At 46.3% G+C, this 12,500-nt stretch carries 7 protein-coding genes; 1 reads left to right on the forward strand and 6 read right to left on the reverse strand.

Annotation, left to right across the window (positions count from 1 at the left end):
- Nucleotides 1–23: 23 nt before the first annotated feature.
- Together AAHN97_RS22500 and AAHN97_RS22505 are read right to left on the reverse strand one after the other, a co-directional pair.
- Nucleotides 24–1,523, reverse strand: coding sequence for a DUF1501 domain-containing protein (locus AAHN97_RS22500; RefSeq protein WP_343304350.1), 1,500 nt, complete (start codon nucleotides 1,521–1,523; stop codon nucleotides 24–26).
- A gap of 10 nt (nucleotides 1,524–1,533) precedes the next feature.
- Nucleotides 1,534–4,242 (reverse strand): DUF1553 domain-containing protein, encoded by a 2,709-nt coding sequence (locus AAHN97_RS22505; RefSeq protein ID WP_343304351.1) that lies wholly within the window; start codon nucleotides 4,240–4,242, stop codon nucleotides 1,534–1,536.
- An 832-nt stretch (nucleotides 4,243–5,074) separates the two neighbouring features.
- Between AAHN97_RS22505 and AAHN97_RS22510 the strand changes: the two genes are divergently transcribed.
- The gene (locus AAHN97_RS22510; protein WP_343304352.1) at nucleotides 5,075–5,473 is read left to right on the forward strand and encodes a hypothetical protein; all 399 of its coding nucleotides are present in this window, start codon (nucleotides 5,075–5,077) and stop codon (nucleotides 5,471–5,473) included.
- Between the two features lie 108 nt (nucleotides 5,474–5,581).
- On the opposite strand, the gene AAHN97_RS22515 is transcribed toward AAHN97_RS22510, so the two are convergent.
- From AAHN97_RS22515 to AAHN97_RS22530, 4 genes are all read right to left on the reverse strand, one after another.
- A complete protein-coding gene (locus tag AAHN97_RS22515) occupies nucleotides 5,582–7,117 on the reverse strand; it encodes a RagB/SusD family nutrient uptake outer membrane protein (RefSeq protein WP_343304353.1) in 1,536 nt (511 codons plus the stop codon).
- 17 nt (nucleotides 7,118–7,134) lie between these two features.
- Nucleotides 7,135–10,650 (reverse strand): SusC/RagA family TonB-linked outer membrane protein, encoded by a 3,516-nt coding sequence (locus tag AAHN97_RS22520; RefSeq protein WP_343304354.1) that lies wholly within the window; start codon nucleotides 10,648–10,650, stop codon nucleotides 7,135–7,137.
- Nucleotides 10,651–10,765: 115 nt separating this feature from the next.
- The gene (locus tag AAHN97_RS22525; protein ID WP_343304355.1) at nucleotides 10,766–11,641 is read right to left on the reverse strand and encodes a FecR family protein; all 876 of its coding nucleotides are present in this window, start codon (nucleotides 11,639–11,641) and stop codon (nucleotides 10,766–10,768) included.
- Nucleotides 11,642–11,703: 62 nt separating this feature from the next.
- Nucleotides 11,704–12,291 carry an RNA polymerase sigma factor gene (locus tag AAHN97_RS22530; RefSeq protein ID WP_343304356.1) on the reverse strand — a complete coding sequence of 196 codons (588 nt, stop codon included), beginning with the start codon at nucleotides 12,289–12,291 and terminating at the stop codon, nucleotides 11,704–11,706.
- Nucleotides 12,292–12,500 lie beyond the last annotated feature (209 nt).

The following is a 12,500-nucleotide window of genomic DNA, read 5'->3' on the forward strand; positions in this document are numbered from 1 at the left end:
CCTTCTGTCAAGATGCATATAGATCAACCTAGTATTTCATGTATAACGTGCCCTTCTACATCCGTTAATCTGAATGGACGGCCCTGGAAATTATAAATTAATTTTTCGTGGTCAAACCCCAGTTGTTGCAGCATAGTGGCATGGATATCATGCACCGCTACTTTTCCTTTCACTACACTGAAACCAATCTCATCTGTTTCTCCCCAGGTATATCCTTTACGGATACCACCTCCTGCCATCCACATCGTAAATGCCTCCGCATGGTGATCACGGCCAAGGAAAGGCATTTCTTTACCTTCACGGTTTTCCTGCATCGGCGTACGGCCAAATTCTCCACCCCATACTACCAATGTTTCATCTAACAACCCACGTTGTTTCAGGTCCATTAATAAAGCTGTGATCGGTTTGTCGATCTCGGTGCATTTATTACGCATGCCCAGATCAATGGCCGTATCTTCTCCTGTACCATGTGCATCCCATCCCCAGTCAAACAACTGCACAAAACGAACCCCTTTCTCTACCAGTTTGCGTGCCAGCAAACAGTTGTTGGCAAAGGATTCCTGGCCAGGTTTGGTTCCATATAATTGTTGAATGTATTCCGGCTCATCGCTGATATCCATTACGCCCGGTACAGAGATCTGCATCTTGTAGGCCAATTCATATTGAGAAATGCGGGACAATGTTTCCGCATCCGCAAATGTTTCATATTCCAGTTTGTTCACTTCATTGATCGCCTGGATGGATTGGTAACGCATATCACGGTCCATCCCTTCCGGATCTGTGATATATAATACCGGATCTCCTTTGGAGCGGCATTGTACCCCCTGGTAAACAGAAGGAAGGAAACCGCTGCCCCAAACACTTTTACCGGCATCGGGTGTTTTGCCGCCAGAGGTCAATACCACAAAACCTGGCAGGTTGCTGTTCTCTGACCCTAAACCATATGTTACCCAGGCCCCGATACTCGGTCTTCCCAAACGTGCACTGCCCGTATGCATAAATAATTGCGCAGGGCCATGATTGAACTGGTCTGTATGTACACCTTTCAGAAAACTCACCTCATCCACCATGGTAGAAAAATGCGGCATGTAATCAGATACCCATTGGCGGGATTCTCCATACTGCTGAAATTTCGCCTGCGGCCCCAGCATTTTAGGTACGCCACGGATGAACGCAAATTTCTTTCCCTGCAATAAAGATTGCGGGCAAAGCTGGTTATGCAGTTTTTGCAGGTCTGGTTTGTAATCAAACATTTCCAGTTGCGAAGGTGCTCCTGCCATATGCAGATAGATCACATTCTTAGCCCTTGCAGGAAACTGCGGAGCCTTAGGGGCCAGCGGATTCAGGCTTTGCGGCATGCCTGCACCGGCAGGGCTCCCGGAAGAAGAAAAGATATTACATCCTCCAATTAAAGAACCCAGAGCCGTAGCACCAATACCAGCAGCAAAGTCCTGCAAAAAATGACGGCGTGAAAAATATTTCGCGGCTCTTTCATTTGCTTCCCTGATCAATTTCTCAGACATATGGAGACAATTAAGATTTTGATAAAAATTCATCCAGGTTCATGATCGCATTGGCCACTACAGTTAATGCAGCCAGTTCTCCCACCGCCGGCATATCATCTTTGCAATTTGCTAAAGACGCTGCAGCCGCCGGATCACCCTTAAACTTATCGAAAGCCTGTGTATATAATTTAGATAGAATAGCGAGTTTAGCAGGTGTGATCTCCTTATACATCGCCAGTTTGTATCCCTCACTGATCCATGCCTTCTGGTCTTTGCCACCAGACGATCTCATCCAGAGCGCAAGATTACGCGCCGCCTCTACAAACACCGGATCATTTAAGGTGACCAATGCCTGCAATGGCGTATTGGTACGGATCCTGCGTTGTAAACATACCTCTCTGCTGGAACCATCAAAAGTAACAACGGAAGGATAAGGACTAGTCCTCCGGATATAAGTATACACACCTCTCCTGTATTGATCACCATCCTCACTGAGTTTCCAACGCTGCCCATTATATACTGCCTGCCAGATCCCTTCCGGCTGATAAGGCATCACACTCGGGCCATGCATTTTTTCACTCAGTAATCCGCTTACAGCCAATACCTGGTCACGCACCTGCTCAGCTGTTAAACGGAAACGCGGGCCATGCGCCAGCCATCTGTTGGCCGGATCTTTTTGTTGCAACTCAAGCGAGCTGCGGGAATCACGGCGGTAGGCGGCAGACATCACCATTTCTTTTAAAGCTGCCTTCATCCGCCATTGGTGTTTATTCATAAATTGGTAAGCAAGATGATCCAACAAAGCAGGATGCGAAGGCAGGAAACCCTGCGTGCCAAAATCCTCCTGTGTTTCCACGATACCTGTTCCAAACAATTGTTCCCATAAACGATTCACCATTACACGTGCAGTAAGCGGATTCTGTTTGCTGGCCATCCACTGACCCAGCCCCAGCCTGTTGCGTTGTGCATTGGCAGGGAAAGGATTCAATACTTTAGGTACATCAGGTTGTACCAGCACTCCTTTCACTAACCAGTTACCCCTTTCGAAAGTATAGGTTTCGCGGAACATCTCTTTCGGATTTTCCACCATCACCGGCACACTTTCAGGATGACTATTCACTACTCTCCAGTAAGCATTTTCCATTTGTTTATAACCCGGAGCACTTTTTCCCGGAAGGTCTCCGCGTAAAGCCATCCATTCCACACTGCACACTGTCTGGTCAGGTTTGATAGTACTGTTCTTAAAAATAAAATACAGGTGATGCCTTCCTTCAATAGCAGGAATAGGAACATCTGCTACCATGGCACCTTTGGGGTCCGGAAGAGGATGCCTGGCAATAACAGGCCCGTTCAAACTATCTATCCGTATCTCTATGGAACTACCTTTATTGCCGGTCCAGTAATACATATATAAATGCGTACGGCCATTCAAAGGAACATTCTTTAAACGGCAGCTGCCACCATTCCTGATACCTAAATATTTGGTATCTGCCAGGTTACCATTGATGAACTCGTCACAATCATGCGCATGGATCTTAGGTTCCAGTGTACGCAGGAAATCATGCATTTCTTTTTCCTCCGCTTTGTTGCCATGCCGGCTGATCCAGCCGATCACCGTGTCCACCTGTTTCCTTCCTATACTGTCATACAACCGCAGTGTGGGATATTCTCCCGGTGTATCTTCATCTCTTGTATTATTGAGGAAGGCCATCAGTTTATAATAATCCTCAAAACGGAATGGATCATAAGGATGGCTATGGCATTGCACACAGGCAATGGTAGTACCCTGGAAAACTTCCATCGTAGTATTCACCCGGTCAATAATAGCCGCTGTACGGAATTCTTCATCCTGTGTTCCGCCTTCATCATTATTCATGGTGTTACGGTGGAAGGCGGTAGCCGTTATCTGTGATTCTGTAGCATCCGGCAAAAGATCGCCCCCGAGTTGTTCTATCGTGAACTGATCATAAGGCATGTCGTTATTAAATGCATCGATCACCCAATCCCTGTACCGCCAGATCTGGCGTTGTGCATCTTTTTCATATCCTTTGGAATCTGCAAAACGGGCAAGGTCCAGCCACATGGCTGCCCAGCGTTCTCCGTAATGAGGAGAAGCCAGCAAACTGTCCACTACTTTTTCATAACCCTTGTCACTGCTGTCTGCCATAAAAGATGCCTGCATGGCAGCGGTAGGAGGCAAACCTGTAAGATCAAGACTAACCCTGCGTAACAGGGTGAGTTTATCAGCCTGCGGAGCTGGTTGTAAGCCCTCTTCTTCCAGTTTGGTATTAATATAGAAGTCGATATCCGCGGAAGTATCCTTAGGCTTCTCAGGAGGAATATAGGCCCAATGTTCTCCCCATTGCGCACCTTCCTCTACCCAGCGGGTCAGGATCTCAATCTCTTCCTTTTTGAGGGGAGCCGATTTATAAGGCATTCTTTCTTTGGGATCCTTGCTGTGCAGGCGGCGAATAAATTCACTGCGTTTGGCACTGCCGGGGATAATGGCAGGATGCCCGCTTTTAGTATTGCCCAAAGCTTCCTCCCGGAATAGCACACTAAAGCCACCATTTTGCTTTACACCACCATGGCAACTGATACAATGTTTATTAAGGATGGGTTTTACCTCTGTGCTAAAGTCAACGGGCTTGCGTTTCCCGCAACCAATGGTCAATATTCCAGCAACCAGCACAACACAGATGCCGGACAATATTCGGAACGTGGTAGAGTAATGCATAAAGTAAAATAGACGTGCTTATCGTATACTTCTCTCAAAGTACAAAAAAGCCGATACGTTTACAATCCCCACGATAAGATCATCCATCAAATCATAAAATTATCCATCACATTTAACATCTTTTCAATTACATAATGAATATTCATACTTTATCCCAACAAATATATCTTTCACCTGGTCTGTGTTTGTTATTGTTGTTATACATTTAACAGATAACAATCAGATCCTTTGATCAACCATAAAAAGAGGCCGTTTCAGATCCGTTCTGGAACGGTTTTTTATTTACACTTGTATATCTTAGATAGGCTTCACATAGGGTCGACATAGGCTATTCCTTTTACACTTGTATACACAAAAAAGCCCTCTGGTATCAGAGGGCCCGGGTTTCAGTTTACTCAAGTTTTCTAGATCGGGGGTTAGGTTACTCAAAAAGTATATAGTATTCAATGAGTTATATCTCTTTGCCTATGTTTCATAAAAAAGAGGGTGAAAGAATTCACCCTCCGGTATATGCATACATTAGACATGAGACTTATTTGGATCCGGTACTACAACACATATCAACCCAATAATTAAAACAATCCATTTATGATTCCCGGAGTAATGATTCAGAAAAATTAACAAATGCGGCCCAATAGAAGGCTGCAAGGTGATTTTGGTGCTTTGGGGCTGGACGATGAAAGGCCGGCCTGCGCGAAAATGTTTATAATATACATAAGAGTGCTTTTCTGATTTCCAAGGGTGAATCAAAAAAGAAAAAAAATATGGAACTCCGCTTCACCCTCTCCGGATGGATTTAGACTCTTCAATTTGTAAGTCTACAAACAGAGTTATGGAACCAATCGCCAAGAGACTAAAAAGTTTTTTACAGTTCAAGGGACTCACTACAACTGCCTTCACCAGGACCCTTGAGTACAATAGTTGTGAAAAAGTAGCCCGCTTGTTCCGGGTGCCGGGAGCAAAGCCCAGTGTGGATATACTGGAAGATATCGGGAAACATTTTGAAGAGCTGAATCTGCGATGGCTGATCACCGGTCATGGTGAAATGCTGTGCGGAAACCTGCAGCAACCGGTTGCAATTCCGGAAACAGACAGGCCTGCTACCAAAATGGAAACGCATGATCCACAATTACTTTTCCTTCAAACCGCTAATACGGATGATGAATATGTGCATCGTCAGCCCTTTCCTGCTTTCCTCCTGAAAGGCCAGGAAGAAATAGATACGATCTGATCAAAGACCAACTGTGATTTCCTTAAAAAAAATACAAAAGGGCTGCCTAAACAGGCGGCCCTTTTTCCTAACATCTACTTTTGATATATCGCTTTTATCAAAAAATGCTTAATTATATCCTTTGTTCTGTTCAATATTCCCAATACGCACATCTTCATTGGGGATAGGTAATAATTCATGTTTATTAGCCTTATAACCTAAAGCCCCCAGTTCTGCTTCTGCTTTCCCCCAACGCACAAGGTCCATATAACGGAAACCCTCAAACGCCAGTTCCAGGAAACGTTCATTGACTATCGCATTGAACAATGCATCGCCGGTAGCAGTGATCTCACCCAGCCCTGCACGTACCCTCACCTTCTTCAGTTCTTCCCTTGCACGGCCTTCATTACCAGCTCTGTAATAAGCCTCGGCGGCCATGAGTAAAACATCCGCATAACGGATCAGGCGGATATTATTCCCATAGTTCAGATCAGGTACAGCACCGCCCTCTGAACTGGTCTGCCCTTCAAAAGATCCATATTTACGCTGGAAGAACCCTTCATAATCCCAGGCCGTTGGAGCCGTCCAGGCACCACCGTTAGCCACAAGTTCACCAACAGACATTACGGTGTTCTGCCTTCTTTTCACATCTCCTGCTGCCACGTAAGCATTGTACAATTTGGGTTTGGGTAAATTAAAGCCCCAGCCTGCCTGTAAGGAATCATTCGGTGCTTTGGTATAAAAATCACTGCGGGGTCCCTGCAGTTGCACATGGATATTGCTTTCTATCAGGCGGAAAGTAGCCCAGGGGAAATTGCCCCAGTCAAATCCTTTGCGGGAAGAGAACGGTACTTCAAAAACACTTTCTATACCAAACTCTCCGGCATTGGAAAATACTTTCGCAAAATCTGCTTCCAGGTCGTATTCATGAGAAGTGATCACATCATTAAAAGCAGCGGCAGCTTCCGGCCATTTTTGCTGATAGAGGTACACCTTACCCAATAAAGCCTGCGCAGCTCCTTTGCTCACCCTGAAACGTTCACTGGCAGGGTAAGCAGATTTAACTGGCAGTAGAGGGATTGCTTCTTTCAGGTCTTTTTCCATCTGTGCGTACACCTCTGCTTTTTTAGCACGGGGTATTTTGCTGTATTCCGCAGAAGTAAGGTCCTTGAGGATTAAGGGTACATCTCCCCATAAGCCTACGAGATCAAAATAGAAATGTGCACGTAACACTTTACTCTCTGCAATGAGGCGTTTTTGCAGATCGGTTTCCCCTTTCACACGGTTGATCACCTGGTTGCAACGGTAAGCACCAAAGTAACAAACCCGCCATGTCCATAACACAGCTTCGTTCTGTGATTCAAAGGTGAAATTATCCAATGCCTGGTAAGAAGGCTGGTCAGCAGGACCGCTGCCCCCGGCATTGCTTTCATCTGAAGGGAAAGTTTTCACCAGCAATATGCTGGCCCATCCCCAGTTATAATCTGCTTGCAGGAAATCATACGCGGCAAATGTAGCAGCCTGGGCATCTGCATCTGTTGCGTAGAATTCCTGGTCCGGAGACCGGCCCGGTATTTCCTGGTCCAGGAAACTTTTTGCACATCCACTGCCTAAGAACAAGGCAGTGAGGCTAAGGAATGTATATCGGATAATTGAATGCTTCATTGTACTGGGTTTGCTGGTTAGAAACTAAATGAAAGGCCCACCAATGCGGTACGGGGAATAGGATATACTCCTCTGTCTATCCCTAAGCTGTTATTATCTTCACTACCTGCTTCAGGGTCCATTCCTTTGTATTTGGTGAATGTGAAGTAATTATCCAGCGAAGCATAGATCCTGGCATTGCGGATCTTTGCGCGTTTCAGTAAGGATGCCGGCAAAGTATACCCTAACTGTAACTGACGGATACGGGTATACGAACCATCGAATAACATGAAGTCGCTGTTATATACAAACTCGCTGCTGGTATTGGGAGCAAACCATGTATTGGTACTACCCTCACCTGTCCACCTGTCCGTATAGAAGAAAGCAGGACGGTTACCGGTTGGCCTGTCTACCCGGTTGAAGCCCATCAGCACTTCATTTCCGATCTGGCCCTGCACAAATACCAGCAGGTCAAATCCTTTGAAGGCAAGATTTACACGGCCACCAAAGATCACATCCGGATGCGGGCTGCCAATATTGGTATGATCACTGTTAGAGATCACGCCGTCACCATCTGTATCTACAATAATAGGATCGCCGGGTTTAGGGTTCACCGTCATAGTTGTCTTTGCGAGATAATCATCCACCTGTTTCTGGTTCTGGAAAATACCGGCTGTTTTATACCCGCGGAAGTACCAGATCGGTAATCCCTTTTCAAACCAGGAAGCCGTCCAACCCACACCAACACCAGATCCTGCAATACGGTCCACGAACTCATTGGAGCTGGTCACCTCATTTTTAATCGTGGTCATGTTAGCACCGATCTCATATGTGAAGGCATTTTTCTGATCGTTGCGGTAACTTAGTTCCAGTTCAATACCCTTGTTAGAAACTGTACCACCATTCACAATGCGGAGTACGTTCCCTACAACGTTAGGTGCGCTGCCCGGGGTAAGCAAACCTCTTGTGATCTTATTATAATAGTCGACAGTAAAGCTCAGGCGGTTATCGAAGAAGCCCATATCTGCTCCCACATCAAACTGTTCACTGGCTTCCCATTTCAGGTGCCTGTTCTCCAGGTTGGCAGGTTCTGCACCTACAAAGAAATTATCGTTCACATCCGGATAGCTGATATTCTGTGTAGTGATCAATGCCTGCCAGTCTCCAATATTGATATTGGCAATACTACCATTCCTGCCCCAGCTGGCTCTCAGCTTCAGATAGTTCAGCGGGATATTGGGGAAGAAAGCTTCGTTGGAAACAATCCATCCTGCAGATACGGAAGGGAAAGTACCCCATGTATTCTCAGGTGGTAAAAGAGAAGAGCCATCCCTTCTAAGGGTAGCATTGAAAAGATATTTGCCTTTATAATCATACAGCAAACGGCCATAGTAAGAAACCATGGTAGTAGATGTTTGTGTACCTGCAATACGGTCCTGGTCATCCGGCATGAAATCAGGATAACTGAAGTTGTCTCTTTCCTTGAACATACCGGAAGCAGTACCTTCCAAACGATCGTAACCACGCTTCAGGGAACTCATACCAGCCATCACGGTGAAATCATGCTGACCAACTTTTTTATTATAGGTCAGGTAGTTTTCCCACTGCCAATTGTACCAGTTCTCATTCTTGTCAAAAGAACCGGGCACTGTATTCATTCTTTCAGCAGAGAACCAGAAAGTGGGATGCCAGCCATGGTTGCGAAGGAATGCCGCATCCAATCCAAAGCGGGAAGTAAGCTTTAATCCTTTCATGAGTTCCGCTTCTGCATACAAACTACCTACTATCTTATGCTGCGCAGTACCGTCCCTGGTAATAGCCATTTGTGCCAATGGGTTACCTGCTTCTCCAAACACGTAATCAGACACACCATAGTAACGGCCATTGGGATCTTTCACCAGGTTAAAACCAGCGTTCAATGCATTCTGCGCTCTTGTGCTCAATGGCCCTGTAAATACAGTAGGCATGAGGGGGTCCAGCAGAATAGCATTACTGATCACCGAACCAAATTCATCATCTTCCGTTACACCATTTCTTTTATGGTAAGCATAGGAAAGACGATTGCCCACTGTTAACCAGGGTTTTACTTTGTGATCTGTATTGATCCTTACAGTGTAACGATCAAAACGTGCACGGTCACCACCAATTACACCATCCTGCCGGAACAAGGTTCCGCCAATGAGGTAAGAGGATTTTTCAGAACCTCCGCTGATGGTGAGTGCATGTCTTTGTAATGGAGCTGTTTGTGCAATTTCTTCAAACCACTCTGTACCTGTTTTCCCTTTCCAGGCTGCCGGATCAGGAATGGTGCCGGGCGTTCCGGCATCTTTTACGTACTGGGTGTATTGCTCCGCATTCATCATCTTCATCGGGTTCTTAATGGATTGCCGGCCGTACTGCATGCTGTAATCAACTCTGGTGGACCCGTCTTTTGGTCCTGATTTTGTGGTGATGATCACTACACCGTTTGCTCCTTCCGCTCCATAGATAGCTGCGGAAGCTGCGTCCTTCAAAACCTCCATGGAAGCTATTTCAGAAGGATCGAGGTATTCAATGCCACCGGCACGCATACCATCAATAATATACAAGGGTTCTGAAGAACCATTGGAACCTGTACCACGGATCCGTACCCGCATGCCGCTTCCGGGAGAACCGGAAACCGGTAATACGGTTACACCTGCTGTACGTCCCTGTAATGCCTGTTCAATTCTGCTGGAAGAAACAGAAGCAATATCTGCTGCTCTTACAGAAGAAATGGCACCGGTCACCAGGCTTTTGCGTTGTGTACCATAACCCACTACCACTACTTCATTCAGTGCGCGGTTGCTTACATCCAGGGTTACATCAATGGAACGGTCTCCGGCAACAACCACTTCTTTCCCTTCGTACCCCAGCAGGGAAAATACCAGTGTTTTACCCGTGGAAACATCCAGCGAATATTTACCTTCTCCATCAGCCTGGGCGCCCCGCGTTTCCCCTTTGATCTGAACGGATACACCGGGTAATGGTGTTCCATTCTCTCCATCTGTAATGCGGCCGGTCACTTTCACTTTACGTACCGTGTCTGCTGCTACGCCTGTGATCATCATGGCAGAAGCGCCATTGAGTTTCATCATGGGCATAGTGTTCGTAGACTCATCGCCGTTAGTGTCCTGTTTTGCGGGGCCGGATGACTTTGGGCGGGGAGCTTTATCTTCTGGTAACGGAACGATGGCCCAGGTATTGGGCTGAACAGATTGGGCCTGCAAACCATGCGGCGTCAGCAGGGCTTTGAGCATCTCTTCTACATTGTTGAATCCTTCCGTAGAAAAATTCACTTTTACATTGGGTAACTTTTTTGCTTCATACAGCAGATCAATTTTGTACTCCTTGTGGATCTCTTTTAGCAACTGTACCAGTGTTTTCTCCCTGGCTTTTTCAGACGTGGGTTGCTGCCAGAATTCTGGTTGGCGGATAACAGCCAGTTCCTGCCAGGGGCCTGCTACAGACCAGCTCGAAGTGGCTGTTGATACCGCAACCAGTAAGGCGCTTCGCAACAATAGTTTAGCTTTCATAATATGGAATGTTAATTGTGGGTAAACGATTTTGGTAGATACACTTTGGGCCTTCAGTCTTGTTACAAGCTGTCAGTAAACCCCGATTTAGCGCTGTTTTTAAATTATTGTTAGGTTATTCTTTATTCTTAAATACCAGCTGGCCGTCCTTTGCTTCAATTTGGATGTTCATAGTGATGGACAATGCCCGCGAAAGCTGCGTGATATCCTCTGCGTAAAGATCCCCGCTGATCTTTTTGTGGTTGATCTCGTCGTCTAAGACCAACACTTCATAGCCGAATTTTGTTAAGATGATGGATGATATCTCTGCAATAGAAGTATTTTCAAAATGATACCGGTGATTCCGCCAGTCTGCTATTAACTCTGTATTCACGGCTTCCCGGAGTTTGGATTGATGTTTTTCCACCTGCACTTCATCTCCCGGTTTCATCATAAACACCTTATCACTGGCTGTCAGCTGTACCTTTCCCTCTTTCAGGGAAACGGTGGTGCGCGCGCCTAACATATTCACATTGAACTTTGTACCCAATACCGCTACGTCAATTTCATCCGTATGTACAATGAACTGTGCATTCCCCGCACCGGGCTTTTTGGTGATCTCAAAGTAAGCCTCCCCATCCAGCCAAACACTACGGCTTTCCGCAGGATCCCACTCCATGGGTATACGCAATGTGGAGTTCGCATTAAGGTAGACGATCGAACTGTCCGGAAGTACCACCTGTTTGATCTCCCCATAGGCAGTATGGTAACTCTTGGTGCTATTGGAAACAATCGTACAATAGATATTATAGGCTGCATACCCCAGTAATGGCAACAACACGGCTGCTGCCAGGGCCCTTACAACAATACGCCTTACCATCCCGGACTTTTTCCGGGAAATAGCCGTTTCAATCTGCTGCCAGCTTTCTTTTGTTTTTTCTTCCGGCACTGCTTTACGCCGGAAGCGGATAGGAGAACTGCCTGGATCTTGCGGTACGGATGGATCTTCCATAGCGTGTTTTATTAGAAGACACGCAAACAGGCACCGGGATACTCCTTTTCAGGGAACTTTTTTTAAAATAAATGCAGGAACAGCCACCATAAAGGGATATGCCCCATCATTCCCCTGAGCTGGGTGAGGGCCTTATGGGCTAAATTGATCACGGACTGGTAATTCACTTTCATGATCTCCGCTATTTCTGTATAAGAAAGCTCTTCATAAAAGCGCAAATAGATCACTTCTTTCTGCCGCCGGGGTAACTGATTGAGGTACTGGCTGATCCTGGACTGCCGTTCTGTGGTTTGCTCCTGTTCTATAATAATGTCCTCCGGCGAAAATGCGATATCGGGTTCGCTGGGGGGTAAGATCTGGAGGGTACGTAACCCGCGTAACTGGTTGAGTGCCTGCCGCCGGAGGGCCGTGAAGAAAAAAGCCCGCACATTCTGTAGCAGGCCAATGTTTTCTTTTTTATACCATATACGAATAAACACTTCCTGCACCGCATCCTGCGCAACATCTTCATTACCAAGCATGGCGAGTGCATACCGGTATAATACCGGATGTAATTGACCGTGAATGCCGGCATACGCTCTTGCATCTCCCTGGAGCACAAGTTGCCAGGAACTGGTCAGGTCTTCACCCTGTTCATAGGCATCCGGCATGGGTGAGCTTGGGTTTTTTATTGGAATGTGGAATCGCTGTCACTTCATGTAAAATAACGAATCTCATCGAAATAAAAAGGAAAAGGCACAAGCTGAAGCTTGCGCCCGTTATATTAGCAGCATATTCCTATAAGGCGTTTTTGAATGATGCGGGAAGCAGAACACGGAAAAAAAGTGCCCTGCATCCGCACCTCCGCTTGCGTGTAGCG

The sequence above is a fragment of the Chitinophaga niabensis genome, from assembly GCF_039545795.1.
Taxonomy (GTDB): Bacteria; Bacteroidota; Bacteroidia; order Chitinophagales; family Chitinophagaceae; genus Chitinophaga; species Chitinophaga niabensis_B.